This is a genomic window from Streptomyces sp. NPDC054932 (genome assembly GCF_053610205.1).
On the sequence record NZ_JBSGXU010000012.1, the window covers coordinates 1 to 26,829 of the forward strand.

A 26,829-nucleotide genomic window follows, 5' to 3' on the forward strand; every position below is an offset into this window, starting at 1 on the left:
CCCCGGACCCCCGCGCCTCAAACGCCGGCGGGGCTGAAGAAGCGCCATCGGGGCTGCAAGATCCCCGGCAGGAGCCGGGTCCCGCTCGTACCGGAATCGATCGCATCGGAGAACCGCCATGACAGCTGCCTCCCCACCGGAGGTGCTCCGCGCGCCCCTCATCGTCGAGTTCCCCTTCACCCGGTCCCTCGGGCCCGTTCAGAGCGCCTTCCTCACCGGTCTGCGCGAGCGAACCCTCCTCGGCGTGAAGACCTCCGACGGCAAGGTGATGGTCCCGCCCGTCGAGTACGACCCCGTCACCGCCGAAGAGATCCGCGAGCTCGTCGAGGTCGCCGACACCGGCACCGTCACCACCTGGGCGTGGAACGGCGTTCCCCGCCCCCAGCAGCCCCTGGACACCCCCTTCGCCTGGGTGCTGGTCAAGCTCGACGGCGCGGACACCGCCCTGCTGCACGCCCTCGACGCGCCCGGACCCGACACCGTCCGCACCGGGATGCGCGTACGCGTCCGCTGGGCGGCCGAACGCACCGGCGCCATCACCGACATCGCCTGCTTCGAACCGTACGACGGCCCCGGGGGCGGGGAACCCGTCCCCCACGACGGGCTCTTCGAGGACGCCGTCACCGGCATCGTCGCCGAGGCCCGCCTCGACTACGTCTACAGCCCCGGCCGCGCCCAGACCGCGTACATCAACGCCCTCTCCGAGCGGCGGACCGTCGGCGAGCGCTGCCCCTCCTGCCACAAGGTGTACGTCCCGCCGCGCGGCGCCTGCCCCACCTGCGGGGTGGCCACCACCGACCAGGTCGAGGTCGGCCCGGCCGGCACGGTCACCACCTACTGCATCGTCAACATCAAGGCCAGGAACCTCGACATCGAGGTCCCCTACGTCTACGCCCACATCGCCCTCGACGGCGCCGGCCTCGCCCTCCACGGCCGGATCGGCGGCATCCCCTACGACCAGGTCCGCATGGGGCTGCGCGTCGAGCCCGTATGGACCGAGGGCGGCCGCTACCCCGACCACTACCGCCCCACCGGCGAACCGGACGCGGACTACGACGCGTACAAGGAGCTCATCTGATGGCCCGATACGCCCGCGAGGTCGCGGTGGTCGCCTTCGCGCAGAGCGACCACCTGCGCCGCACCGACGAGCTCAGCGAAGTCGAGATGGTCATGCCGGTCCTCCACCAGGTGCTGGCCGCCACCGGCCTGAAGGCCGGCGAGATCGGCTTCACCTGCTCCGGCTCCAGCGACTACCTGGCCGGCCGGGCCTTCTCCTTCACCATGACCCTCGACGGGGTCGGCGCCTGGCCGCCGATCTCCGAGTCGCACGTCGAGATGGACGGCGCCTGGGCCCTCTACGAGGCCTGGGTCAAGATCCAGACCGGCGAGGCTGACACCGCGCTCGTCTATTCGTACGGGAAGTCCTCGCCCGGATCCGTACGCGACGTCCTCACCCGCCAGCTCGATCCGTACTACGTCGCCCCGCTCTGGCCCGACTCGGTGGCCCTGGCCGCCCTCCAGGCCCAGGCCCTGATCGACGCGGGCGAGACCGACGAGCCCGCCCTGGCCGCCATCGGAGCACGCAGCCGGGCCGCGGCCGGGGCCAACCCGCACGCCCAGCTCAGCGGAGACCTCCCGCAGGGCGACTACCAGGTCCGGCCGCTGCGCACCGGAGACTGCCCGCCCGTCGGCGACGGCGTGGCCGCCGTCGTCCTCGCGGCGGGCGACCTGGCGCGGCAGCTGTGCGAACGCCCCGCCTGGATCACGGGCATCGACCACCGCATCGAGGCCCACAGCCTGGGCCTGCGCGACCTCACCGACTCCCCGTCCACCCGGATCGCCGCCGAACGCGCGGGAGTCTTCGAAGCCCCCGTGGACACGGCGGAACTGCACGCGCCGTTCTCCTCCCAGGAGGTCGTGCTGCGCAAGGCCCTCGGGCTGGCCGACGACGTGGCCGTCAACCCCTCCGGCGGGGCGCTCGCCGCCAATCCGATGATGGCCGCCGGTCTGATCCGCATCGGCGAGGCGGCCGCCCGGATCCACCGCGGTCAGTCGAACCGGGCCGTCGCCCACGCCACCTCCGGCCCCTGCCTCCAGCAGAACCTGGTCGCCGTCCTGGAAGGGGACGCAAGGTGAGTAAAGAGCCCGTGGCCATCGTCGGGATCGGTCAGACCAAGCACGTGGCGGCCCGCCACGACGTGTCCATCGCCGGACTGGTCCGCGAGGCCGCGGCACGTGCCCTCGCCGACGCCGGGCTGACCTGGGCGGACATCGACGCCGTCGTCATCGGCAAGGCCCCCGACTTCTTCGAGGGGGTGATGATGCCCGAGCTGTACCTGGCGGACGCCCTCGGCGCGGTCGGCAAACCCATGCTCCGCGTCCACACGGCCGGTTCGGTCGGCGGGTCCACCGCCCTGGTCGCCTCGAACCTGGTGGCCGCCCGCGTCCACCGCACGGTCCTCACCCTCGCCTTCGAGAAGCAGTCCGAATCCAACGCCATGTGGGGCCTGTCGCTCCCGGTCCCCTTCCAGCAGCCGCTGCTCGCCGGAGCGGGCGGATTCTTCGCCCCGCACGTGCGCGCGTACATGCGGCGCACCGGCGCGCCGGACACGGTGGGCTCGCTGGTGGCGTACAAGGACCGGCGCAACGCACTGAAGAACCCGTACGCGCACCTGCACGAGCACGACATCACCCTGGAGAAGGTCCAGGCCTCGCCGATGCTGTGGGACCCGATCCGCTACTCGGAGACCTGCCCCTCCTCGGACGGTGCGTGCGCGATGATCCTCACCGACCGGGCGGGCGCGGCCCGTTCGCCGAAACCGGCCGCCTGGGTGCACGGCGGGGCGATGCGCAGCGAGCCCACCCTCTTCGCGGGCAAGGACTTCGTCTCGCCGCAGGCCGGGAAGGACTGCGCGGCCGATGTCTACCGCCAGGCCGGAATCACCGACCCGCGCCGGGAGATCGACGCGGTCGAGATGTACGTGCCGTTCTCCTGGTACGAGCCGATGTGGCTGGAGAACCTCGGCTTCGCGGCGGAGGGCGAGGGCTGGAAGCTCACCGAGGCCGGGGTCACCGAGATCGACGGGGACCTCCCGGTCAACCCGTCGGGCGGGGTGCTCTCCACCAACCCGATCGGCGCCTCCGGCATGATCCGCTTCGCGGAGGCGGCCCTCCAGGTCCGCGGCCAGGCCGGGGAGCACCAGGTTCCGGGAGCCCGCAGGGCGCTCGGGCACGCGTACGGCGGCGGCGCGCAGTTCTTTGCGATGTGGCTGGTGGGGGCCGAGGAACCGACCTCCTGATCACAGGCCCGGCCGACGACGGAGGGGCCGGCCGGGGAGCCGGACCGGCCACGGGTGACTCACCGTGGCCTGTCCGGCACCCGCCGCGGTGGTTAACCTTGCCCCCGGACGACGTACCGGGAGGAGCACGCACGTGGCCGAGAGCATGACTTCACAGCCCCTCGCTGGCTGGGGGAAGCCGGACCTCGATCTCACCGAGGCCGACTGGCAGTCGAGCAGCCGGGGGGTGGGCGACGTCCAGATCGCCTTCGTCGAGGGCTTCATCGCGATGCGCAACAGCGAGCGTCCCGAGAGCCCTTCACTGATCTTCTCGCCGGACGAGTGGCACAAGTTCGTGCTGAACGCGCGGGGCGGTGAGTTCGACCTGACCTAGGGATGGGGAACCGAACCACGGTGTCCCGCACATGGCGCACCACCGGGCGCGGAGCCGCCGCCCCGGTGGGCCGCCGAATTCCTTTGCTCTCCGCCGCGCCCTCCGGCAGGATGGGCCCGTGACGATCATCCGCCGAAAGGGCGATGCCGCGTAGACGGCCCGGCGCGCTGCGCGCCGTACGAGGAACCCACGCCGGTCGGCGGCCGTCCGCCTGGGCGCGCGAACTGCCGCCCGTGGACCGGCTGTCGCCCTCCGCGAGCGCGGAGGTCCACTGGACGGCCACCGGCCGCTGCTACCCGCTCGGAGACCTGCTGCGACGCTACCGCGCGTTCCTGCGGACCCCCGGGCCCCACCTTCGGCTGACCGCTGCCGTCTGCCCGGCTCCGCTGTGCGAGCTCGACGACGTCGCCGTGGTACGGGACGAGCTGGCCGACGCGTACCGGGCGCTGCCGCCCGGCGCCCGGCGCGCGCTGGGTCGCGTACTGCGGCCCCTGGACGCGGAGTTCCGCAGGCGGACGGCGTTCGACCGGGACGCCGCCACCACGGACCGGCGGGGGAGACCGCGCCCGTGGTGGCACCGGCGGCTCTACGAGGACGCGTGATGCGCAAGCGGCTGGCGCAGGTGCGTAATTGGGAAGCCGGACGTAGCGGGAGGATCGCGATGAGTGGGCGACGGCGGCAGGAACTGGAGCTGCGGATCGTGGTGCCGGAGGCGGGATGGGTGCAGGTCCGGCCGGTGGCCGACGGGCGCGACGTCCTGGCGGAGCTGTGGACGGCGTGGGCGGGAGAGGACCCGTGGGTCGTGCTGGGGCCGGGCGGCATCGCAGCCACCGAGGACGGGCCCCACGAGGTACGGCTGGCGCGGATCCCCTGCACGGAGATCTGCTGCGGGGCGCTGTACGTGACGGTGCGCCGGGAGGGCGACGAGGTCGTCTGGGACGGCTGGCGCAACCCGGCCGGCGGCAATGCGGATCTGCCGGAGTTCCGGTTCGACGCCGCGCAGTACGCGGCCGAGGTCCTCCGGGCGGATCAGGACCACGCCTGGGAATGGCCGGCCCGGAGGGTGGCGGGCCTGCTGGCACAGCGGCTCCGGGAGGACGCCGCCTGGTCGCGACGGTGGGAGTGCGAAGTGGACGCGGTCCGGACCGACCCGGCCGCGCGGAGCCGTCTGGACCTGGTACTCGTCCACCCCGATGCGGAAGCGGATCGGGAGGGCCGGCCGTGGCTGCAGCTCGGGGTGACCCTGGACGTCGGTGACGGGGACCCGGCGGCCGAGGCGGATCGCCTCGCGGCGCGTCTGGCGGCCGGCGACCGCAAAGAAATGGCGGAGGTGTGGGGCCACTCCGCACACCACCCCGAGGCTCTCGCATGAGCCGGACACCCCGCACGCACGCACCCGAACCGGGCGCAGCGGGGGCGATGGGTAGGGTGGCCGCATGAGCGGAGAGCAGGACCTGCGGAAACTGCTGAGCGGGATGCGGCCCGTACTGAACGAAGGGCGGTACGTCTTCTGCACCGTCGCCGGGACCACCGTCCCCGCCGGGACCTCCCCGGTCGCCACCGTCCTCGAACCCGAGGGCCTCACCCTGGTGCTGCGCCAGGAGGACGCCGACGCGGCCGGCCTCGCCTACGACTACACCGCCGGCTGGATCACCCTGCGGATCCACTCCGCCCTCGACGCCGTCGGGCTCACCGCGGCCTTCGCCGCCGAGCTCGGCGCACACGGTCTGAGCTGCAACGTCATCGCCGGATACCACCACGACCACCTCTTCGTGGCGGCCGACCGGGCCGCCGAGGCCGTGGCCGTCCTGGAAGCCCTTGCGACCCGCTCCGCACAGGGCTGATCCCCGCCGAATAAAGAAGATCGGATTCTTTTCCGCACTGGGATCCCCCGCGCTGCGCGCGGGCGTACGCTGAACCCCCGAACAGGCCTGGGGGGTACCAGCCATGACGGACCGCCGGACCCGCACACGGCGCACGATGGTCGAACGCGATGCCGAACTCTCCATCGTCGACGAGGCCCTGGACCAGCTCACCGGTCCCGGGCCCGACGCAGGCGGCGCGCTGCTCGCCTTCTCCGGCCCCGCCGGCCTCGGCAAGACCACCCTTCTCGCCGAACTGCGCCGCCGGGCCCACGCCCGCTCCTGCACCGTCCTCGCCGCCCGGGGCGGCGAACAGGAGCAGAGCCAGCCCTTCCACGTCGCCCGCCAGCTCATCCAGCCACAGCTGGCCGGCACCTCCGAGCAGGAGCTGCGCGCGGCCCTCGGTGGCTGGTACTCCATCGTCGGCCCGGCCCTCGGACTCTGCGCCCCCGAACAGGGCGTCCCGCCCGACCCCCAGGGCCTGCGCGACGGACTCGACTGGGTCCTCACCCACCTCGTCGTCAAGCGCGCCCCCGTCGTCCTCGTCCTCGACGACGCCCACTGGGCCGACCCCGAGTCCCTCGGCTGGCTCGCCGCCTTCGCCCCGCGCGCCGAACACCTCCCGCTGCTCCTCGTCGTCGCCTACCGCCCCGACGAACTGCCCGCGCACGCCGAAGCGTTCCGTACGCTGCCCGGCCGGGCGGGACAGCGACCGCTGCCCCTCGCCCCGCTCACCCCGGCCGCCGTCGCCACCCTGGTCCGCGAGGCCGTCGGCGCGCACGCCGACGACGCCTTCTGCCAGGAGGCCTGGGCCGTCACCACCGGCAATCCCTTCGAGGCCGTCGAACTCACCGCCAAGGTCCGGGGCAAGGGACTGCCTCCGGTCGAGGCGAACGCCCCGCAGCTGCGCGACCTCGCCGCCGCCCAGCGCGGCAGCGGCCTCGTCGCCCGCCTCGAACGCCTCGGGCCCTCCACCGTCCGCTTCGCCTGGGCCTGCGCCGTCCTCGGCACCGCCATCCCGCAGGACATCGCAGCCCGGGTCGCCGCCCTCGGCGCCGAGGAGGCCCTGGACGCCACCAGGCGGCTGCGGGACGCCCGCATCCTCTCGGCGGCCGCAGCCGAGGAACCGGACGCCGGGCTGGAGTTCGTCCACCCGCTCATCGCCACCGCGATCTACCGCGCCATCCCCGACGCGCTCCGCGTCGCCCTGCACGGCAAGGCCGCGGCAGCCGTCGTGGACGCCGGACTGGGCGCCTCCGCAGCCGCCCGCCACCTGCTGGAGACCCACCCCGAGAACGACCCCTGGGTGGTGCGCACCCTGCGCGAGGCCGCCGGGGAGAACCTCCGGGCCGGCGCCCCCGAGGCCGCCCGCCGCCAGCTCGCCCGCGCGCTCCTGGAACCCCCCGACTTCGACGAACGCGCCGCCGTCCTGTACGAACTGGGCTGCGCATCCCTGCTCACCGAGCCCGCCAACACCGTCAACCACCTGCGGGCCGCCCTCGCCGAGCCCTCCGACGACCCGGCCCTGCGCCAGGGCATCGTGATCCGGCTCGCCCAGGTCCTCGCGCACAGCGACCGGCTCGCCGAGGCCTCGGAATCGCTCGCGCGGGAGATTCCGTACACCCAGGACGTACGCGCCCGGCTGCGCCTGCAGTCCGAGCAGTTCATGTGGGACGCCTTCAACGCCGCCGAGACCGACTCCCCGGCCCGCTCCCGGCGCCTGACCCGCCTCGCCGACCGGCTGACCGGGCGCGACCTCACCGAGCGGTACATCATCGGGCTGCGCGCCTGGGACGCCTGCCTGCGGGGCGAGTCGGTCGACGTGGTGCTGCACCATGCCGGACGGGTGCTGGAGCGGCCCTTCAGCTGGGCCCACGAGGACCGCGGCTTCGAGGTCCCGGTCCTGGTCGCGATGGCCCACATGTACACCGACCGGCCCGGACGCGCCGAGGAACTGTTCGAGGCGGGCACCGCCGAGTTCGAGCGGCACGGCTGGCGCGGGGCGCACCTCTCCTTCGCCTACAGCCTGCGGGCCTACGTCCGCTACCGGCGCGGACGGCTCGTGGAGGCCGAGGAACTGGCACGGGCCGGGCTGCGGCTCGCGGAACGGGTGGGCCGGCGCACGCCCGTGCACTGGTACGCCATAGCGATCCTCCTCACGACCCTGCTCGCGCGGGGCCGGCCCGAAGAGGCCTGGGAGCTGGCACGGGAACACGAGTACGGCAGCCCCTTCCCGGCGGCCGTGGTCTTCCCCGACTCGCAGACCGTGTACGCCGAACTGCTCCTGTCCCGGGGCGAGGTGCAGGCGGCCGTCGCGGAACTGGAGGCGGTCGACCGGCGGCTGACCCCGCGCGGAATCCAGAATCCGACGTGGTGCCCGTGGCAGCTGCACCTGGCCCGGGCGGTGGCCGCGGACGATCCGGAGCGGGCCCGCGCACTGGCCGACGACGCCGTCCGGCGGGCCCGCGCCTTCGGCGCCGCGTCGGGCATCGGCCAGGCCCTGCGGGTGGCGGCGGGGCGGAGCGGGTACCGCTGCTGCGGGAGGCCGTGGCCCTGCTGTGCGCCTCCCCGGCCGGGTACGAGCTGGCCCGCGCGCTGGCCGCCCTGGGCGCGGAACTGCAGGACGCGGAGCTGCTGCGGCGGGCTGTCGTGACGGCCCGGGAATGCGGTGCGGACTGGCTGGTGGCGCGGGCGACCGAGGTCCTGCTGGGACTGGGCGCCGGTGACCTGCCGTGCAAGTCGTCGTGGAAGGACGAGCCGACGGGGGAGGAGCTGCGGGCGGCGGAACGGGCGGCGCGGTCGGCGCGGGCCGTACCGGCCGGCGGGGACCCGGCCGCATCCGGCTCCGGCGCGGCTGCCGCCCGGGAGCCCGTACGGGAGTCGGTACGGGCCCCGCGAACGCTCCCCGGGCCGGACGGATCCGGGCCGGACTGGGATCTGTCCGCCGCCTGCCGCAAGCTGGGCACCGACCGGCCCGGTCTGCCTGCGGCGCTGGAGGCGTTCGCCCGTAGCTCAACGTGATCGGAGAGGCCGCCCGCCGGGAAGGGTGAACCGTATGGATCACCTCGACAGACTCTCCGCCTTCCGGGCCGAGACGGCGGCGTTCGAGAAGGCGGTGCGCCGGGGCTTCGACCTCGGCGAGCCGGGGCCGGCGGTTCCCTCGTGCCCCGGCTGGTCGGTCACCGACCTCGTCCGGCACCTGGGCGGTGTGCACCGCTCCCTCGCGCACGTGCTGCGCGAACGGCTCACGGCCCCGCCCGACCCCGCCGACCTCGCCCTCCCCGAGGTTCCGGACGGCCCCGACGCGCTGACCGACTGGTTCGTGCAGGGCGCCCGGGAGCTGGCGGAGCTCTTCGGCGAGCTGGGGCCGGACACGACCGTCCTGACGTGGTCGGCGGAGCAGACCTCGGGATTCTGGATGCGGATGCAGCTGATCGAGCTGACCGTCCACCGCTGGGACGCCGAATCGGCGACCGGCACCCCGGGCCCCCTCGACCCGGCCGTAGCCGCGGACGCCGTGACCCAGACCATCGAGGTGATGGCCCCGGCCCGCCGCAGCTGGCAGCAGGCACCGCCGGGTGCGGGGGAGAGGTACCGCTTCCGGCGTACCGACGGTCCGGAATCCTGGACGGTCCTCTTTTCGGGGGACCAGGTCCTGCTGGAGCCCGGTTCCACCGCTCCGGTGGACGTCGAGGCCGCGGGCCGGGCCTGCGACCTCGCCCTCTTCCTCTGGCGTCGCCTCCCGCCCGGCGCCCTGCGCGTCACGGGCGACGCGGCCCTGCTCCCGCACTGGTTCACCCTCGTCCCGCCGGTCTGACGGGCCGGGCCTGCGGGCCGGGCCTGCGGGCGGGTCCGGCCCCGGCCCGGATGCGGGCCCCCGGGCCGGAAAACCCGCGCGGCCACGTACCATGGCCGCATGTCCTTCCTCCGCCGCCACCGCGCCGCCACACCCGCCGGCCCGGACTTCGATGTCCTGGCCATGGACCCGGGGGACTGGCCGGGCAATCTCGGGGCCGGGTTGCTGCCCGCGCCCGACGGCAGCTGCCAGGGTGTCTTCCTCCGCTACGACCTGTTCGGCGGACGCGGCCCCGCGATGATCATCGGAAACCTCCCCGAGGGCTCACCGGCCCGGGACCTCTCCGACGGCCAGATCCCCTTCGAGGTGGCCCAGCTCCTCGACGCACTGGAGAACGACGAGGACGTCGAGGTCACCGGCGTCGAGGACTGCCCCGTCATGCAGGGCGACAACCTCCTCATCGTCCGGAAGATCAAGCTGTCGGAGTCCCGCATCTCCTGCGTCCAGTTCGACCGCAGCGACAACGTGCTGGTCACCATCGCCAGCTGGGACCGCCCGATCACCGACGACCTCTACGCGCTCCTGAAGCCGCTCCCCGCCGAGCTCTTCCAGCAGGGCTGATCGTCTCCGGACGCCGGCGCGGGCGCAGGCCTCACGCGTCCGCGATGGCGTTCGCCGCCACGTAGCCGAACGTCATCGCGGGGCCGATCGTCGATCCGGCCCCCGCGTAGCTGTGGCCCATCACCGCCGCGCTCGCGTTGCCGGCCGCGTACAGGCCCGGGATCACCGAGCCGTCCGGCCGCAGCGCCCGCGCCCGTGCGTCCGTCACGATGCCGCCCTTCGTACCGAGATCCCCCGGCACGATCTTGAACGCGTAGAACGGCGGGGCCCAGACGGGTGCCAGACACGAGTTCGGGTGCACGTTCGGGTCCGTGTAGTAGTGGTCGTACGCCGTGTCACCCCGGTGGAAGTCGGCGTCGTTGCCGCTCCACGCCTGCGCGTTGAACCGCCCCAGCGTCGCCCGCAGCGCACCCGCCGGGACCCCGATCTGACCCGCCAGCGCGTCCCAGGTCCACGCCTTCTTCGCCGCGCCCGCCTGGTACCACGCATCGGGGAAGGGAAGCGTCGGCAGGATGTCCTTGAACAGGTACTTGTTGCGGTAGTTCTGGTCCACGATCAGCCACGCCGGAATGTGCGAGCCGACCGCACCCCGGTCCCTCTCGTACATCACGTGCACCACATCGCTGTACGGCGCCGCCTCGTTGACGAACCGCGCGCCGTTCGCGTTCACGATCAGCCCGCCCGGCAGGGTCCGTTCGGCGAGGCAGAAGTACGGCTCCCCGGGCAGCGGGATCGACGGCCCCCACCACGCGTCGTCCATCAGAGCCAGCGAGGCCCCGGCCCGCTGCCCCGCCCGGATCCCGTCGCCGGTGTTCTCCTTCGCACCCACCGACCACTGGGTGCCGATCGGCTGTTGCTGGTACTGCGCCCGCATCGCAGCGTTGTGCTCGAAACCGCCCGAACCGATGATCACCCCGCGCCTGGCCCGCACGACGCCCCGCACGCCCTCCTTGTCCACCACCACGCCGGTGACGGCGCCGCCCTCCTGGACCAGGTCCACCAGCGGGCTGTTCAGCCACACCGGCACCCCGGCCCGCTGGAGCCCGGCGCGCAGCCCGGCCGCCAGGGCCTGGCCCATCGTCAGCGGCTTCTCGCCGCGCAGCGCCGCCCTGGTGCCGCGCGCCAGACACTCGGTGGACACGGCGAGCCCCTTGGCGCTCACCGCCGCCAGGTTCAGCCACTTGTAGTCCTGGCTGAAGACCACCATTCCGGCCGGGACCGGCATGTACGCCGGGTTCAGACGGGCCAGTTCGGCGCCCAGGACGTTCCCGTCGATCTGGTCCGGCTCGATGGAGCGGCCGTTCGGCAGACCGCCCGGCAGGTTGGGGTAGTAGTCGCTGTAGCCCTCCATGAAGCGGAACCTCAGCGGGCTGCCGGCCATCACGAAGTCCAGCATCCGGGGCCCGTTGGCGAGGAAGGCGGCCTGCCGGTCGGCGGGCACCCCCGGCCCGACGACGGCCGCGAGGTACGTCGCCGCCTTCTGCGGGGTGTCCGGCACCCCCGCGCCCAGGATCACCGAATTGTTGGGCAGCCAGATGCCGGCCCCGGACCGGGCGGCCGACCCGCCGAAGGTCGGGGCCTTCTCGACCACCAGCACGCTCAGCCCCCGCCCGGCGGCGGTGAGCGCGGCGGTCATCCCGGCGGCCCCGGACCCGACCACGACGACGTCGTACTCGCCGAGCGGTGGTCCGTCCTGGGCGCTGTCGGCACGGGCCCCGGCGGAGGGCAGCACGGTGGCGGCGAGCACCCCGGCCCCCGTACCGGCGAGGACCCCGCGTCTGGACGGGAGGGTGGCGGCGGGGGAGGTGCGTGAAGCGCTTGCGGACATGGGCAGGCTCCAGCGATGTGGGGAGGAGGGGAAATGCCTCCAGCATGTCTGATGCTGAGTCAGAAAAGGTGTTCGGGGGATCATGTGATGTCAAGGCATCCGGCGCCCCGGGCACCGCAGCGAGCGCTCAGCCCTCCGCCCGGATCCGGGCGTCCAGCTCCTTCACGTGCCGTTTGAGGGCCACGGTGCGATAGCTCTCCTCCACCCATTCGCACAGCACCTGCACGGAGGGCGACCCCTTCTCGGCCAGCGGGAGGGACACCCAGCCGGACCGGCCCAGACCGTACCCGGTGGGCTCCGCCCCCGGCGCGGTCATCGCGTGCCCGTGCAGCGCCTCGTCCTTGAGCTTGACGGACAGCCCGGGCTGCCCGGGCCCGTCGGTGTTCCCCAGGAAGACGAAGATCTTCTTGTTCACCTTCACCACGCAGTCCTCGGGCCCCCACGGGTGATCCTCCACGGCCTCCGGAAGGCCGAGGGCGAACTCCCGCACCGCCTCCCACTTGCGCACTCCGGACTTCATCAGCGCCTCCCGTCGATCCTTTCCCCACGCTAACGGAGCCCGGAGGAACACGCGGGGCAAGACCGCGCCGTGCGGGTACCACCCGCACCCCTGGCGCCTGTGCACCCGTGAACGAGCGAAGTCCCGTGGCGGTGGGGCCACGGGACTTCGCGTACGGGGGACGGTCAGCGCGTGCCGACCGCCGCACGGACCGCTCGGCGCGCCATGCCCGCATCGTCGTGCAGGCGGCGGAGCAGCAGCCGCTGCTCCTCACCGGAGGACAGGGCGCCCACCGGCAGCGGCTGGGTCGGGGCGGTCGCCAGCATCGAGCGCTGCACCGCCGTCTCGGACATCCGGATCTCCCGGGTCAGTACCAGCATCAGATTGACCAGGAAGGCGTCCCGCGCGGCCGGACCGGCCGACTGGGCGAGCCGGCTGATCTGGGCGCGGGCGGCCGGGGCGTCGCCCAGCACCGTCCACAGCGTGGCCAGGTCGTAGCCCGGCAGGTACCAGCCGGCGTGCTCCCAGTCGAGCAGGACCGGACCGGCCGGCGACAGCAGCAGGTTCGACAGCAGGGCGTCGCCGTGGTTGAACTGCAGTGCCGTGCCCGACAGCTTCACGCCGTGCAGCAGCTTCTGCAGGTCCCCGAGGTCCCGGTCGGTCAGCAGGCCCAGCTCGTAGTCCCGGGCGATCCGCCGCGCGTAGTTCATCGGGGTGCCGAACAACTCCGCCGGTGGCCTCCACTGGTTGACCCGGCACACCGCGCCCAGGGCCGCCCGGAGGTCCACCCGTGCCGGCGCCTCCACCGGGTGCCGCTGCAGTGCCGCGACCCGGCCCGCCATCCGCTCCACCACCAGCGTGCAGTTCTCGGGGTCCGCGGCGATCAGCCGCGGCACCCGGACCGGCGGGCGGTGCCGGACGAAGGCCCGGTATGCCGCTATTTCGTGCCGGTACCGCTCACGCCACTCGGGCGAGTGATCCAGTAAAACCTTCGCGACGGCGGTCATCCGTCCGGTGGTGCCCACCAGCAGGACCGAGCGGCCGCTGCGCCGCAGCACCTGCACCGGGGCGAACTCCGGACAGATCCGCTGCACCGAGGCGAGCGCGGTGCGCAGCTGCGCCCCCTGCGGCCCCGAGAGATCGATTCTTCCGCTGACGGGCAGTGATCCGGTACTCGGCATCCGGCGCGCCCGGACGGCGCCCTGCGCCGGAACCGACGGGCGGCCGGGTTCGAGGTAGGAACCGCCTCCCGCCGGGAGCGTGCGGTGCGACCGGACCGGTGCGGACACGGAGGACGTTGCTGCGTACATGGTGATACGGATCCCTTCGTGCGCCGACGAGTTGCGTACGCCGCCCCGCCGGATCCCGTGCTTCACCCTGGGGAGTTCCGCCGGTGACCGGGTCGGGGAGGCGCATTCCTACCTGACACCCGGCGCAAGGTGGCGAACCATCGGGCGTGCCCTGGCGAAGCCTGGCGAATAGTCGCTGGGCATCTGACGGCGGGCTACTGTCAACTCAGCCGAGAACCTGGGGGCTTGACGTGAGCAAAGGTCCAAACACCCGCTTGAACGACCTGTTCGGCCTGGCCGGCTGGTCGAAGGGCGAACTGGCGAGGATGGTGAACCGGCAGGCGGCGGCCATGGGCCACCCGCAGCTGGCCACCGACACCTCGCGGGTGCGGCGCTGGATCGACATGGGGGAGGCCCCCCGCGAACCGGTGCCCACGGTACTGGCAGCACTGTTCACCGAGCGGCTCGGTCGTGTCGTGACCATCGAGGACCTCGGGTTCGTACGGCAGCGGCGCACCTCCAGACGGCAGCCGGACGGGGCTCGAGAGAACCCCGACGGAATGCCGTGGGCGCCCGAACGCACAGCCGCGGTCCTCACCGAATTCACGGGAATGGACCTCATGCTCAACCGTCGCGGTCTGATGGGCGCGGGAGCGGTGCTCACCGCCGGCTCCGCCCTCAGCAACGCCATGTACGACTGGCTGCACACCGACCCCGCCCTGGCCAAGGAGGCCCGGAACTTCGGGGATTCCTTCCAGGCCGACCCAGCGGGCTACGACCGCTACGAGGCCGCCCCGATCGGCTCCCAGGAGATCGAGGCCCTGGAGCGCTCCGTCGAGGTGTTCCGGGCCTGGGACGCCTCCAGAGGGGGAGGGCTCCAGCGCAAGGCCGTCGTCGGCCAGCTCAACGAGGTGGGCGGAATGCTCGCCTACCACCACCCCGACCACCTCCAGCGGCGGCTGTGGGGGGTGGCGGCCAACCTGGCGGTCCTGGCCGGCTGGATGTCCCACGACGTGGGCCTCGAACCCACCGCGCAGAAGTACTTCGTCATCGCCGCGCACGCGGCCCGCGAAGGGGGCGACCGTCCGCGCGCGGGCGAGGCGCTGTCCCGCGCCGCCCGCCAGATGGTCCACCTCGGCAAGCCGAACGAGGCCCTGGACCTGATGAAGCTCGCCCAGTCCGGCTCGGGCGAGCAGACCCTGCCGCGCACGCGGGCCATGCTGCACACCATCGAGGCATGGGCCCAGGCCGCCATGGGCAAGGGCCAGGCCATGCGCCGCACTCTGGGCGAGGCGGAGGAACTGTTCGTCTCCGACAAGGGTGACGTGCCGCCGCCGAGCTGGATGCAGCACTTCGACGAGGCGGACCTGCACGGCATGCAGGCCCTCGCCTACCGCACCCTGGCGGACCACGACGCCGCGGCGGCGCCGATCGCCGCGCGCCACGCCAAGGAGGCCCTGCGGCTGCGCGGCGAGGGCTACCAGCGCTCGCAGATCTTCGACTACATCTCCATGGCCTCGGCCTGCTTCATCGCCGACGAGCCGGAGCAGGCCGACCGGTACGCGCGCCTCGCCCTGGTCTCGATGAACGAGACCTCCTCGCACCGCACCTGGGACCGGCTGCGCGAGATGTACCGGCTCACCGCCCAGTACTCCGGGTACGCGCGCATCGAGGACCTCCGCCAGGAGATCAAGCTGGCCCTCCCCGACACCCCGGCGCCGCGCGGCCCGCGCGGTACGGGGGTGTAGTCCCGCGCGGCCGGCCCCGCACGGCCCGCGGCACGCGTGGCAGCACGCCGTGGACGGAATCCTGAGGGCGTCCTGGCGGCATCCTGTACGGAGACGAGACCTGCACGACGAGACCTGCACGGAGACGAGAAAGGCCGCGCCTTCCGGCGCGGCCCTGAAGCCCGTACAGCCGGCGCCCGTTACCCGCCGACCCGGGCGACGAGCACGCAGGCGTCGTCCTCCCGCTCGCTCTCGCCGAACTCCTCGATCACGATCCTCACGCAGTCCTGCGCGGACCGCGCCGCCGAGAACCGCGGCGCGAGCGCGAGCAGCCGCTCGGACCCGTCCGCCCGGCTGAACTCGATGCTGCGCGGCGTGAGTCCGTCCGTGTGGAGGACCAGCAGGTCGCCCACTTCGAGCCGTTCCTCGGCCTGCCCGTACGAGGCTCCGGAGGTCGCGCCCAGCAGGACGCCCTCGGGCGGCAGCAGGGCGCGCGCGGATCCGCGGCGGAACAGCAGGGGCGCCGGGTGGCCCGCCTGCGCCCAGGACAGCACCCGGCGCGCGGGGTCGTAGCGGCAGCACACGGCCGAGCCGAGCGCGGGCTGTACGGAGGTCTCCAGGAGTTGGTTCAGCCAGCCCATCAGCGGGCCCGGCTCGATCCCCGCCATGGCCATGCCGCGCAGGGCGCCCAGCATCATCGCCATTCCGGAGGTGGCGGTGACCCCGTGCCCGGTCAGGTCACCGACCGTCAGCATCGAGCAGCCGTCGGGAAGTTCGAGTGCGTCGTACCAGTCGCCGCCGATCAGTGCGCTGGTCGCGGAGGGCAGGTAGTGCGCGGCCACGTCCAGCGTGCCGGCGCTGCCGTACGGGAACCGCAGGGAGCCGCGCCACGGGGGGAGCACGGCTTCCTGCAGCTCGACCGCCAGCCGGTGCTCGGTCTGCGCGATCTCCCGCTGGCGCTGCAGCGAGTCACGTGACTCGCGCACCGCCCGCTGGCTCCGGCGCAGTTCACTCACGTCCCGCAGCACGGCCCACATGGAGGCCGTACAGCCGTCGGAGTCGAGTACCGGCTCGCCCCTCATGTGCAAGGTCCGGACCCGGCCGTCGGCCCGGACGATGCGGAACTCGCCGTCGATCGGTTTGCCGTCCACCAGACAGGCGGTGACCCACGCGGTGAGCAGCGGCTGGTCCTCGGAGAACAGGGTCGAGCCCAGTTCGTCGAGGGGGAGCGCGCCGGACTCGGGCGAGCGGCCGAAGATCTGGAACAGCTCGTCGGACCAACTGACCTCGTCCGTGAGGAGGTTCCACTCGGCGCTGCCGACGCGGGTCTGGGCCTCGGGCCCGGCCTCGAGCGCCGCCTGCGGGTACTCGATGGCCTCGGGCGCCGGCGGCAGGCCCTCCTTGAGCTGACCGAGGTGCTCGCGGAGGTCGTCGAGGTGATGGACGGCGAGATCGCACAGTGCGCGCTGCCAGCGGCCCTGGGCGTCGTCGTCGTCCACGACGGTGTCGCGGCGAACCGCGTCGACTTCCCCCCGCAGCCGCCGGGTCTGCGAGATCAGCGCGTCCACCGACCCCGGCTCGGGCGGCTGCGCGGGACGGTCCGCGAACAGGTGGGACGGCATGAGAACTCCGATACAGGCGCGGCACGGCCAAGTCTGAAGGAAGGACCGGTAACGACTGTTGCACAGGGCGCGACGGTGTGTGAGGCCTTTGGCAACATCCGCTACGTTCTTGCTTCTGGTATATGCCTCGGGCCTGACGACCCGTCCGCCGCGTGCGAACGAATCCGGTCAGGGGGGCTTCGGGGTGAGCGTCCGGCAGTGGCCGGTCGGGGTCACGGCGGTGTGGCGGGAGTGGCCGGAATCAGGCTGTCCGGCGACCGCGGGTCGATCGTACGACCGAGGTGTACGAGCCCCGCCCGTCACGGGAATCGCGTAAGGAACGGATCAAGACGACCCCCTCGGATACCCCCGAACGAGTGATGTCACCTGATGTGATGGATGGAATCAGGGCTTCCCACGGCACCGACGAATGGCTACTCTACGTGCCGGTAATAAGCCGGGGGAGGTCTGCGAGGGCGGACCCGCGCAGCGTGGGGACACACAACATGACCGGGCAGGACCACGCCGCGGGACAGAGCCGCCGTTCCTTCCTCACCCACCTCGTGGCCGCGCCGACCCTGGCGCTGGTCACCCGGGCCGGCGCGGACGCGCTGGCCCCACAGACCGCACACGCCGTGGTGCCCTCCCTGCCGGCCATCGCCGACGTGATCGACCTCGGCGACCTCTTCATCCTGGCCGGCGCACCCACCTCCGCCCTGCTGGCGCTCGCCGTCGAGGCGGACGGCACCATCCGCTTCCGGCTGCCCCGCGAAGAGGTCGGCCAGGGCCTCACCACCGCGGTGGCCATGCTCGTCGCCGAGGAACTCGACGCCCCGCTCGCCGACGTGCGCGTGGAGCTGGACGACGCGCGGCCCGAGCTGCTCTTCAACCAGCTCACCGGATCCTCCAACTCCGTCCGCTCCCTCTACGGGCCCGTCCGCCAGTGCGCCGCCACCGCCCGGGCCCGCCTGGTCGCTGCCGCCGCCCGCCGCTGGAGCCTGAACCCGGCGTCGCTGACCACCGAGGGCGGCGCCGTCCGCGCCCCCGACGGCCGCACCGCCGACTACGGCTCCCTCGCCGCTGCCGCCGCCGACCCCGGCCTCGTCGTCCTCGGCGCCACCCCCAAGAAGCGGGCCGGGCACACCCTCGTGGGGAAGCCGACCGGTCGCGTCGACGCCCGCGCGATGGTCACCGGCGCCCTCCAGTACACCCTCGACCTGGACGTGCCCGGAGCCAAGCCCTGCGTGGTGCGCCGCCCGCCCACCCTCGGCGGCACGGTCCGCACCGTCACCAACCTCGCCGCCGTCCGGGCCATGCCCGGTGTCCTGCACGTGGTGACGGTCCCGACCGGCGTCGCCGTCGTCGCCGAGACCTTCGGACAGGCCATCGACGCCAAGGCCGCCCTCCAGGTCACCTGGGGCCCCGGCCCCGCCGACCAGCTCTCCGACGCCCGGATCCGTACCGAACTGCGCGCCGCGACCCCGCCGTTGCTGGTCCCGCCCCTGCTGACCCCGTACGTGGACGCCGAGTTCGACTTCGCCTTCGTCAGCCACGCCCCGATGGAGACCAACTCCGCCATCGCCGACGTGCGCGAGGACCGGGCCGAGATCTGGTCCGGCCTCAAGTCCCCGATCGTGGCCCGCGAGACCATCGCCGCCGAGCTCGGCCTTCCCCTGTCCAAGGTCACCGTGCACGTGGTCCAGGCCGGCGGCTCCTTCGGCCGGCGGCTCTTCTTCGACGCGGCCCTGGAGGCGGCCCGCATCTCCAAGGCCTGCCGCCGACCGGTCCGGCTCATGTGGACCCGCGTGGACGACACCCGCCACGGCCGGATGCGCCCCGCGACCCACCACAAGATCCGCGCCACCCACCTCCTGGGCGAGGTGCTCAGCTTCGAGCACCGGGTCGCCGCCGCCGAGACCGACTTCCGGCACGGGCTCGGCGAGATCATCACCGCCACCGCCGCCCACCTGCCGCTCGGCATCGGCAACGCCACCCTCGCCCAGACCCTCTTCCACACCACGGTGAAGTCCCCGTACCACTTCGGACTCACCACCCAGGCCCTGACCGAAGTGCCCACCGGCATCCCCACCGGCTCCTGGCGCTCGGTGTACTCCGCAAACACTCGCGGGGCCGAGGAGATCGTGGTCGACGAACTCGCCGCCCGGACGGGCCGGGACCCGTACCGCTTCCGGCGCACCTTCCTGAAGACCGACGCCCAGCGCGCCGTGCTCGACAAGGTGGCCCAGGAAGGCGACTGGGGCCGGCCGATGGAGGCAGGGTGCGCGCAGGGCATCGCCTTCCACGAGGAGTACAAGTCCCGTACGGCGTGTCTCGTCGAGATCGACACCCGGGACCCGGAGCACGTACGCGTCACCAGGGCGGTCATCGCCGTGGACGTGGGCCTGCCGGTCAACCCGCGCGGACTGGAGGCCCAGATGATCGGCGGTCTCACCGACGCGATCTCCACCACCCTGCGCGCCGGGCTGCACCTCGACAAGGGGCTTCCGCTGGAGGGCAGCTACAGCCAGTTCCACTGGGCGAAGCAGCGCGACACCCCGCGCGACGTACGGGTCTTCGTGCTGCCGGCCACCGGTGAGGAGCCGGGGGGCGCGGGCGAGCTCGGCGTGCCCGCCGCGGTCGGTGCGATCGCCAACGCCTGGGCCCGTGCCACCGGTTCCAAGCCGCGCAGCTTCCCCCTCGACTTCGACGTCGACTTCACCCCCTACCCCCGCTAGCCCCCCGGATCCAGGAGTACCCCCGTGCCCTCGCACACCTTCACCGTCAACGGGCGCAGCGTCACCGTGGACGCGCCCGACGACCTCCCCCTGCTGTGGGTGCTCCGCGACATGCTGGGTGTCCGCGGCCCCAAGTACGGCTGCGGGGTGGACGTCTGCAAGGCATGCACCAGCCACCTGGACGGCGCCGACGTCCGCCCCTGCGTGGTGCCCGTCTCCGCATGCGCGGGCAAGGAGGTCACCACCATCGAGGGCCTGGCGAACGGGGACGACCTGCACCCCGTGCAGGAGGCCTGGCTCGAACAGGATGTCGCCCAGTGCGGCTTCTGCCAGCCCGGCCAGATCATGGCCGCCGTCGCCCTGCTGAAGCGCACGAGCGAGCCCACGGACGAGGACATCGACGCCATCGCCAACATCTGCCGCTGCGGCACCTACTTCCGCATCCGGGAGGCGATCCGCAGCGCGGCGCGCCGGATGTGAGCGGCGGCGGGATCCCGGGGGCCTCCCCCGTGTCCGATCGACTCGAAGCCGCCGGGACCCTGCCGCTCGTCACCAAAGCTATGCGGTGGACGGGGCGTTCGCAGGATTCGCCGCGCACAGTGACGGCGCGAGACGGGTATCACAGCGCACAGTGTGCGCCGGGTGGTTCAATGCGGCCGTGTCCCGGTCCGACGACGTCCTCAAGGTTCACCGGCTCGCCCACGCCGGGGGATCGGCCGCGCTCCTGGAGTGGCTCGGCGCCCACCTCGGCGGCTGGGTCGGGGTGGTGGACGCCGAACAGGGACACGGGCAGGGGCACGTGCAGGGCCAGGCGCAGGCTCCGGAGAGCGCCGTGCGCGGCGCCGGTGAACTGGGCGCCCGCGGCGTGCGGTCGGCCGTCCTGTACGACGGTGACCGCGCGACGCTGCTCTTCGCACTGGACGGCCCGCGCGCGCTGGCCGCCGTACTGGAACGGCCGCACCACCCCGACGCGCCCGCACTGCTCGCCGACGCCGCCGTACCGCTGGCCCTCGTCCTGCGCGCGGAGGATGCCGTACGGCGGGAGGAGCGGACCCGGCGCGCCGAGGCGCGGGCCCGCGAGGCGGTGCTCCACCTGCTGATGAACGGCCTGGTCTCCACCGCCCACCAGGTCGCCGGGGCACTGGGCCCCTCGCTGCCCGATCCGATGCGGATGTACGTCGTCGAATGCCGGACCGGCCGGCGCGACGAAGTGGCGCGGCTGTGCCGGGAGCTGACGGGCGGCCGGGCCTGGATCGTGCGCTGCCCGGTCTACGTGCACCACCTCATCGTGCTGGTCCCGGCCGGCCCCGCCGCCGTGTCCGCCGCGGCCGATCCCCTGGCCGGGGCTCTGGTGGGAGTGGCCCCGGACTGCGCGGTCGGGGTCAGCGGGGAGGCGCGCCTGAGCGAGGCCCCCGCCGCGTACACCCAGGCCTTCCACGCGCTGGCCGTCGCCCGGGGCCGGCAGGAACGGCACGCCCGCTTCGGACCCGGACCCGAGCTGGCGCTCGCCGCGCACGAAGCGGGGGCCGGTTGGGCCGAGGCCCTGCTCGCGCCCCTGCACGCGTACGAGCCCAGGCGCCCCCAGGACCCCGGCGGGCAGGAGCTGCGCGCCACGGCCCACGCCTGGCTGAACTTCACCTCGCACGCGACCCGGCTGCTGAAGGTCCACCGCAACACCCTGGCCGCCCGGCTCCGCCTGGTCGAGACGCTGCTCGGCATGGACCTGGCCCGCCTCGCGGACCAGGCGGCGCTCTCGCTGGCGCTGCGGCTGACCCCGAGCGCGCGGCAGGGGAGCGCCGCGGCCGCCGCGGCCACAGCCGCCGTCCCCGATCTCGACGGCGTGCTGCGCGATCCGCGCCTGACCGACTGGGCCCGTACCCACCTGAGCGGGCTGACCGGCCCGGACGCGCCGCCGGGAGCCCGCGACACGGTCCGCGTCTGGCTCGCGCACGACGCCCAACTCGTCCCGGCGGCCGCCGCGCTGGGCGTCTCCGTCCCCGGCGCCCGCAAGCGGCTGACCCGTATCGAGGCGCTCCTGGAGCGTTCCCTGCTGCAGTCCCCGAGTGCCCGCCACGACCTGTGGCTGGCGCACCGGGCGGAGGAGCTCGCAGAGTGACACAAGCCCCAGAAGGGGTGTGAGGTGAAATAAATGCACGATCATGCCTGAATGAGGCGTATCAATGCGAAACGGATGTTGGTCGGCGAGCCCCTCGACACCACCCGTCTGGGCGAGACCCTGCTGCCCAAGCGACTCGCCCTGCCGATCTTCTGCAGCGACCCGCTCTCCTCCGTGGCGTACGCCACCGAGGAGATCCTGCTGATCCTCGCCCTCGGCGGCGTCGCACTGCTGCACCTCACCTGGTACGCGGCCGCCGCCATCGTCTTCCTGCTCATCGTCGTCATCGCCTCGTACCGGCAGACCTGCCACGCCTACCCCGGAGGGGGCGGCGCCTACGTCGTCAGCTCCGAGAACCTCGGACAGACCGCGGCCCTCACCGCCGCCAGCGCCCTGCTCGTCGACTACGTGATGACCGTCGCCGTCTCGGTCGTCTCCGGCGTCTCCGCCATCACCTCGGCCATCCCCTCGCTGAGCGACCACGAAGTGGCCCTGTCCGTGGCCTTCGTGGTGCTGCTGACCCTGATGAACCTGCGCGGCGTACGGGAGTCGGGCCGCGTCTTCGCCATCCCCACCTACGGCTTCGTCCTCGTCATCTACCTCATGTTCGCCGTCGCCGCCGTCCGGCTCGGGACCGGCGACACCATCCGCGCCGAGTCCGCCGACCTCCCGATCGACGCCGTCGGCACCTACACCGGGCTCGCCCTGGTGTTCCTCGCGATGCGCGCCTTCGCCTCCGGATGCACCGCCCTCACGGGCGTCGAGGCGATCAGCAACGGCGTTCCCGCCTTCCGCAAGCCCAAGGCCGGGAACGCGGCGACCACGCTCGCCGCGATGGGCGTGCTGTCCGTGACCATGTTCGTCGGCATCACCGCCCTCGCCATGTCCTACCAGGTGCACGTCGCGGCCGACCCCACCGAACTGGGGCTGCCCCCGGGCACCGCCACCTCCACCGCCCTCGCCCAGATCGGCCGCGCCACCTTCGGCAGCTGGCACTTCCTCTTCTACCTGCTCCAGGCCGTCACCGCGGGCGTACTGATCCTCGCCGCGAACACGGCCTTCAACGGCTTCCCGATGCTCGCCTCGATCCTGGCCAGGGACCGCTACGCGCCCCGCCAGCTCGCCAACCGCGGCGACCGGCTCGTCTACTCCAACGGCGTCGTCCTGCTCGCACTCGCCGCCATTGCCCTCATCGTGGCCTTCGACGCCGAACTGACCCGCCTCATCCAGCTCTACATCATCGGCGTCTTCGTCTCCTTCACCCTCTCCCAGTCCGGAATGGTCCGGCACTGGAGGAGGGCGCTCGCCTCACCGGCCACCCCGCGCGAGGAGCGGGTCCACATCCACCGCAGGCTCGCCATCAATGCGGTCGGAGCCGCCATGACCGCCCTGGTCCTGGTCATCGTCCTGCTCACCAAGTTCACGCACGGGGCCTGGCTGGTCGTCATCGCCATGCCGCTGCTCTTCCTCGGCATGAAGGGCGTGCGCCGCCACTACGACCAGGTTGCCCGGCAGGTCGCCGTCGCCCCCGACGCGATCCCGCGCAGACCCGCACGCCACCACGTACTGGTCCTGGTCGCCGCTGTGCACGCCCCGACGCTCAAGGCCATCGGCTACGCCCAGGGGCTGCGTCCCGACACCCTGACGGCGGTCACCGTCGCGGCGGACGAGCAGGAGGCGGCCCGGCTGGGCGAGGCGTGGGCCGAGCACGACACCGGCCTTCCGCTGAAGATCCTGCACTCGCCGTACCGGGAGGTCATCGGCCCGATCCTGGCGCACGTCGAGGAACTGGCCGCCGATTCCCGGACGGACATGCTGTCGGTGGTCATCCCCGAATTCGTGGTGGGCCACTGGTGGGAGCAGCCCCTGCACAACCAGAACGCCCTGCGGCTGAAGGCGCGGCTGCTGTTCACGCCGGGCGTCGCGGTGATCGACGTGCCGTACCTCCTGGAGTCGGCGAAGCCGGCGAAGGCGGCGGACCGGGCACCGCAGGACGGTTAGCCGCCTCCGGTGCCGCGCCGCGCTGCAGTACCGCGGAGTGCGCCAGCGCCAACTCCACCACGTGCCGCGGGTCGGACAGGGAGCGGCCGGTGAGCTGCTCCAGGCGCCGCAGCCGGTTGGAGACCGTGTTGCGGTGGCAGTACAGCCGCTGCGCGGCGTACGTGGTCGAGCCCTGGCAGGCCAGCCAGGTGCCCAGCGTGGTCAGCAGCGTCCGCCGGTCCTCCGCGGGCAGCGCGAGCACCGGCCCCAGCACCACCTGCCGCAGCCGGCCCGCGAGTTCGGCCTGGGCCGCGATCAGCGCCGCGGGCAGCCGTTCGTCCAGCAGCGCGGTGCGCGGGCCCTCCGACTCGGGGGCGGTGTGCAGCGCGAGCACGGCCAACCGGTGCGCCCGGGCCACAGAGGCGGGCGCGCCGACGACCGGGCTGACCCCCGCGCGCACCCCGAGGGGCGCGAGCAGGTCCCGTACGGACTCCAGCGGATGGTGGCCCAGCTCCACCAGGCCGACCTCCCCGTCGGCGCGGATCCGCCACAGCACGCGCGGAGCGGAGTCGGCATCGTCCACGCCGACCGGGGCGGCGGGAGTACCGGAGCCGTCGCGGGCCAGGACGACCACCGCGAAACGGCCCCGCTCCGGCAGTCCCAGCCCGGCGGCGGCCTCGGCGGCTCCTGCCCCTGCGGACGCCGTGGCCGCCGGCCCGTCCGTACCGGCCGGCGGACTCTGCACGCCGTCGAGCAGGACGTCCAGCAGGACGGCCCGGCGCTCCCGGTCCCGGTCGGCGTGCGCCGCTTCCGTGCGGCGGTAGGACTCGGTCACGGCGTCCGTCATCTGGTCCAGGACGTCCCACAGGGCGGCCGCCCCCGGCAGCAGCCGGGGCAGCGCCGCCCGGTCGTGCGCGGTCACGGCCTCGGTGAGGCTCTGCCAGAGCAGCCGGCCGGCGCGGCGGTAGGTGCGCAGCAGGGAGGGGAGCGGCAGCCCCTGTTCGGCGCGGAGCGTGCCGACGGCCCGGGCGTCGGAGAGCTCCGGCGGCAGGCCGCGGGAGCTGCGGACCAGGCCCTCGACGGCCTGGCGGAGGTGGTGGTGGATCCGCTCGCGCAGCTCGGCCCGGCCCAGCAGGGCGGCGTAGGCGGGGTCCTCGGCCAGCGTCCGGTCGGCGAGCCGGTCCGCCGCCACGGCGATCCGGCGGGACAGGTCCTCGCGTATCTCCTCGATGATCCGCTCCATGACGCGCAGCCTGACACGGGGGAGGGCGCGGTGGGGAGGGCCCGGACCGGCCGCGTCCGCTACCGTGTGCGAATCACTGCACCTGCAGTGATCCCCCGACGTGCCCCACCGACACCCAGGGACCGCCCATGCGCCAGAACCCGCAGCGCCGCGCCGCACTGCTCGACGCCGCCATCGAAGTACTGGCGCGCGAGGGCTCGCGCGGCCTGACGCTGCGCGCGGTGGACGCCCAGGCGGGCGTGCCCACGGGCACCGCCTCGAACTACTTCGCCAACCGCTCCCAGCTGCTCGTGCAGATCCTGCACCGCACCCGGGAGCGGCTGGTCCCGGACCCGGAGGACCTCGCCGGCCCGCTGGACACCGAGGTCCTGCTCACCGCGCTCCTGGAGCGGATGAGGCGCGAGCGCAGCGTGCACATCGCGATGCTGGAGCTGCGGCTGGAGGGCACCCGGCGTCCCGAACTCCAGGAGGAGCTCGCCGGCTTCCAGGGCGCCGAGCTGGAGGCCAACATCGCCTGGCACCTGGAGGCCGGCCTGCCCGGGGACCGGCAGGGTGTGGCCCTCCTCTACCTGGCCATGCTCGGTCTGATCGTGGACGACCTGACCGCGCCCGCGATGCTGGAGGCGCACCCGGTGCAGGGGCTCATTCGGACGATGGTCGAGCGCCTCCTCCCGGAGAAGCCCGCGGACTGACTATCGTGCCGGGGAACAAGCACCGGCGGGGTGGGGCAACCGTGGGGAGTGCGGACATGGCGGACATCACAGAGGGCGCGGCGGACGGGATCCGGTGGCTGGCCGACTGGGACCAGTGGTTCGCCGGTCTGACCTTCGCCCGGGGCATAGGCCCCGACGAGCTCGCCGCACGGCTCGGCGCGCTGCCGGGCGTGCACCCCGGACCGATGGGCGCGCTCGACGCCTGGAGCATGGTCACCGAGACCGTGGACGGCGACGGTGTGGCCCGGATCGGCAGGTGGGGCGGCTGGTCCTTCGCCGTCGAGCACGGCGTGCCGGCCGGAGCGGAACGCCTCGCCGAGATCTCCCGGGGCGGTGTGGAGGCCGTCCACCTCGACCCGCAGCCCGACCATCCGCCCAAGCAGTTCGCGTACGCCCGGGACGGCGAGCTGGTGTGCTGCTTCGGCCTCGGCGAGGAATGCTGGCGCGGCGGCCACCGGCCGGACTTCCTGCTCCCGGAGCTGATCGCGGCCGGGGTCCTCACCCCGGACGGCGCGTGCGCCCGCCCGGCCGACGAACCGGAGGCGGACCGCGACCGCCACACCCTCGCCGTCGTGGAGCGCCGCTTCGCGCTGTCCCTGCCGCGCCATCTGATCGCGGACACCGCGCTCCCGGCGTACGTGACCAGTACGCGCTAGGGGGTGTGCCGTGGCGGTCGGGCCGACTCCACCCGGCGCTCCGGGGGCCGGGATGCGGTGATCTTATGCTCAGGTTTACGCGCGTCCGCTTGGTTTTGCGTCCGGTGAGCCACTTTGATGGGTTTGCCAGGCGTCGTACCGAGCAGGGGGACCAGTCATGGGCACCGACCACAGTCAGAAGGACAGCACACCCACCCTGATCGGTTCCGTGCAGCGCGCACTGCGCCTCCTGGAAGCGATGTCCGCGGAAGGCGGGGCGACGGCCAAACGGCTCGCCCGGCTCACCGGGATCCCCCTGCCGACCGTGTACCACTTGCTGCGCACCCTCAGCCACGAGGGCTACGTCCAGCGCGAGGGAGGGTCGTTCCGTCTCGCGGACGATCTTCCGCTCGCCTCGTGATCAAATTTCGACGCGTTCCGGCCAAGCTCTCGCAGCCTTCCTGGCATGTTCCAGCGGAAAATGCCAGAACGCCCTTTCGCCCTGTGGAAGT

At 73.2% G+C, this 26,829-nt stretch carries 23 protein-coding genes and 1 pseudogene; 19 read left to right on the forward strand and 5 right to left on the reverse strand.

Features of this window, described 5'->3' with window-relative positions:
- The first annotated feature begins 118 nt into the window (after positions 1 to 118).
- The 11 genes from ACWGE1_RS05505 to ACWGE1_RS05555 all read left to right on the forward strand — a co-directional run bounded on the left by ACWGE1_RS05505 (position 119) and on the right by ACWGE1_RS05555 (position 9,951).
- Positions 119 to 1,078, forward strand: a complete 960-nt coding sequence (locus ACWGE1_RS05505) for a Zn-ribbon domain-containing OB-fold protein (RefSeq protein ID WP_453419239.1) — start codon at positions 119 to 121, stop codon at positions 1,076 to 1,078.
- Positions 1,078 to 2,136 carry a thiolase domain-containing protein gene (locus ACWGE1_RS05510; RefSeq protein ID WP_453419240.1) on the forward strand — a complete coding sequence of 353 codons (1,059 nt, stop codon included), beginning with the start codon at positions 1,078 to 1,080 and terminating at the stop codon, positions 2,134 to 2,136. Before ACWGE1_RS05505 ends, ACWGE1_RS05510 begins: the two co-directional genes overlap by 1 nt.
- The gene (locus ACWGE1_RS05515) at positions 2,133 to 3,299 is read left to right on the forward strand and encodes a thiolase domain-containing protein (protein WP_453419241.1); all 1,167 of its coding nucleotides are present in this window, start codon (positions 2,133 to 2,135) and stop codon (positions 3,297 to 3,299) included. Before ACWGE1_RS05510 ends, ACWGE1_RS05515 begins: the two co-directional genes overlap by 4 nt.
- 145 nt (positions 3,300 to 3,444) lie before the next feature.
- Positions 3,445 to 3,672: a DUF397 domain-containing protein gene (locus ACWGE1_RS05520; RefSeq protein ID WP_202505543.1), complete on the forward strand. Its 228-nt coding sequence runs from the start codon at positions 3,445 to 3,447 to the stop codon at positions 3,670 to 3,672.
- 143 nt (positions 3,673 to 3,815) lie between these two features.
- A complete protein-coding gene (locus ACWGE1_RS05525; RefSeq protein ID WP_453419242.1) occupies positions 3,816 to 4,274 on the forward strand; it encodes a hypothetical protein in 459 nt (152 codons plus the stop codon).
- Positions 4,275 to 4,333: 59 nt separating this feature from the next.
- Positions 4,334 to 5,044 (forward strand): hypothetical protein, encoded by a 711-nt coding sequence (locus ACWGE1_RS05530; RefSeq protein WP_453419243.1) that lies wholly within the window; start codon positions 4,334 to 4,336, stop codon positions 5,042 to 5,044.
- A 64-nt stretch (positions 5,045 to 5,108) separates the two neighbouring features.
- Positions 5,109 to 5,516 (forward strand): ACT domain-containing protein, encoded by a 408-nt coding sequence (locus tag ACWGE1_RS05535; RefSeq protein WP_453419244.1) that lies wholly within the window; start codon positions 5,109 to 5,111, stop codon positions 5,514 to 5,516.
- 136 nt (positions 5,517 to 5,652) lie between these two features.
- Positions 5,653 to 8,187, forward strand: a complete 2,535-nt coding sequence (locus tag ACWGE1_RS05540; protein ID WP_453419245.1) for an ATP-binding protein — start codon at positions 5,653 to 5,655, stop codon at positions 8,185 to 8,187.
- A complete protein-coding gene (locus ACWGE1_RS05545; protein WP_453419246.1) occupies positions 8,082 to 8,555 on the forward strand; it encodes a hypothetical protein in 474 nt (157 codons plus the stop codon). The genes ACWGE1_RS05540 and ACWGE1_RS05545 overlap by 106 nt, the downstream gene beginning before the upstream one ends.
- A gap of 34 nt (positions 8,556 to 8,589) precedes the next feature.
- On the forward strand, positions 8,590 to 9,351 hold the full coding sequence (locus ACWGE1_RS05550; protein WP_453419247.1) for a maleylpyruvate isomerase family mycothiol-dependent enzyme: 762 nt from the start codon (positions 8,590 to 8,592) through the stop codon (positions 9,349 to 9,351).
- A gap of 99 nt (positions 9,352 to 9,450) precedes the next feature.
- Positions 9,451 to 9,951 (forward strand): hypothetical protein, encoded by a 501-nt coding sequence (locus tag ACWGE1_RS05555; RefSeq protein WP_453419248.1) that lies wholly within the window; start codon positions 9,451 to 9,453, stop codon positions 9,949 to 9,951.
- A 31-nt stretch (positions 9,952 to 9,982) separates the two neighbouring features.
- On the opposite strand, the gene kstD is transcribed toward ACWGE1_RS05555, so the two are convergent.
- The 3 genes from kstD to ACWGE1_RS05570 all read right to left on the reverse strand — a co-directional run bounded on the left by kstD (position 9,983) and on the right by ACWGE1_RS05570 (position 13,588).
- The gene (gene kstD, locus ACWGE1_RS05560; protein ID WP_453419249.1) at positions 9,983 to 11,779 is read right to left on the reverse strand and encodes a 3-oxosteroid 1-dehydrogenase; all 1,797 of its coding nucleotides are present in this window, start codon (positions 11,777 to 11,779) and stop codon (positions 9,983 to 9,985) included.
- Positions 11,780 to 11,906: 127 nt separating this feature from the next.
- On the reverse strand, positions 11,907 to 12,299 hold the full coding sequence (locus ACWGE1_RS05565) for an MmcQ/YjbR family DNA-binding protein (RefSeq protein WP_453419250.1): 393 nt from the start codon (positions 12,297 to 12,299) through the stop codon (positions 11,907 to 11,909).
- A gap of 164 nt (positions 12,300 to 12,463) precedes the next feature.
- A complete protein-coding gene (locus ACWGE1_RS05570) occupies positions 12,464 to 13,588 on the reverse strand; it encodes an aminoglycoside phosphotransferase family protein (protein ID WP_453419251.1) in 1,125 nt (374 codons plus the stop codon).
- A 230-nt stretch (positions 13,589 to 13,818) separates the two neighbouring features.
- Here ACWGE1_RS05570 and ACWGE1_RS05575 point away from each other — a divergent pair, with 230 nt between their 5' ends.
- Complete coding sequence (locus ACWGE1_RS05575) at positions 13,819 to 15,315, forward strand: DNA-binding protein NsdB (RefSeq protein ID WP_453419252.1); 1,497 nt, start codon at positions 13,819 to 13,821, stop codon at positions 15,313 to 15,315.
- Positions 15,316 to 15,494: 179 nt separating this feature from the next.
- Here ACWGE1_RS05575 and ACWGE1_RS05580 read toward each other — a convergent pair whose 3' ends face one another.
- The gene (locus ACWGE1_RS05580; RefSeq protein ID WP_453419253.1) at positions 15,495 to 16,916 is read right to left on the reverse strand and encodes a PP2C family protein-serine/threonine phosphatase; all 1,422 of its coding nucleotides are present in this window, start codon (positions 16,914 to 16,916) and stop codon (positions 15,495 to 15,497) included.
- A 485-nt stretch (positions 16,917 to 17,401) separates the two neighbouring features.
- Here ACWGE1_RS05580 and ACWGE1_RS05585 point away from each other — a divergent pair, with 485 nt between their 5' ends.
- From ACWGE1_RS05585 to ACWGE1_RS05600, 4 genes are all read left to right on the forward strand, one after another.
- Positions 17,402 to 19,630 (forward strand): molybdopterin cofactor-binding domain-containing protein, encoded by a 2,229-nt coding sequence (locus ACWGE1_RS05585; RefSeq protein ID WP_453419254.1) that lies wholly within the window; start codon positions 17,402 to 17,404, stop codon positions 19,628 to 19,630.
- A gap of 24 nt (positions 19,631 to 19,654) precedes the next feature.
- The gene (locus tag ACWGE1_RS05590; protein ID WP_453419255.1) at positions 19,655 to 20,110 is read left to right on the forward strand and encodes a (2Fe-2S)-binding protein; all 456 of its coding nucleotides are present in this window, start codon (positions 19,655 to 19,657) and stop codon (positions 20,108 to 20,110) included.
- A 178-nt stretch (positions 20,111 to 20,288) separates the two neighbouring features.
- On the forward strand, positions 20,289 to 21,746 hold the full coding sequence (locus ACWGE1_RS05595; protein ID WP_453419256.1) for a helix-turn-helix domain-containing protein: 1,458 nt from the start codon (positions 20,289 to 20,291) through the stop codon (positions 21,744 to 21,746).
- Positions 21,747 to 21,797: 51 nt separating this feature from the next.
- Complete coding sequence (locus ACWGE1_RS05600; protein WP_453419257.1) at positions 21,798 to 23,747, forward strand: APC family permease; 1,950 nt, start codon at positions 21,798 to 21,800, stop codon at positions 23,745 to 23,747.
- Here the strand turns inward: ACWGE1_RS05600 and ACWGE1_RS05605 are convergent.
- On the reverse strand, positions 23,656 to 24,969 hold the full coding sequence (locus tag ACWGE1_RS05605; protein WP_453419258.1) for a helix-turn-helix domain-containing protein: 1,314 nt from the start codon (positions 24,967 to 24,969) through the stop codon (positions 23,656 to 23,658). The genes ACWGE1_RS05600 and ACWGE1_RS05605 overlap by 92 nt on opposite strands.
- 128 nt (positions 24,970 to 25,097) lie before the next feature.
- Between ACWGE1_RS05605 and ACWGE1_RS05610 the strand changes: the two genes are divergently transcribed.
- The 3 genes and pseudogenes from ACWGE1_RS05610 to ACWGE1_RS05620 form a co-directional block, all read left to right on the forward strand.
- A complete protein-coding gene (locus tag ACWGE1_RS05610; protein ID WP_453419259.1) occupies positions 25,098 to 25,661 on the forward strand; it encodes a TetR/AcrR family transcriptional regulator in 564 nt (187 codons plus the stop codon).
- A 56-nt stretch (positions 25,662 to 25,717) separates the two neighbouring features.
- Entirely contained in the window at positions 25,718 to 26,338 is a 621-nt protein-coding gene (locus ACWGE1_RS05615) for a DUF6461 domain-containing protein (RefSeq protein ID WP_453419260.1), read from the forward strand.
- Positions 26,339 to 26,495: 157 nt separating this feature from the next.
- A pseudogene (locus ACWGE1_RS05620) lies at positions 26,496 to 26,717 on the forward strand (helix-turn-helix domain-containing protein); the annotation flags it as partial.
- Positions 26,718 to 26,829: the final 112 nt, after the last annotated feature.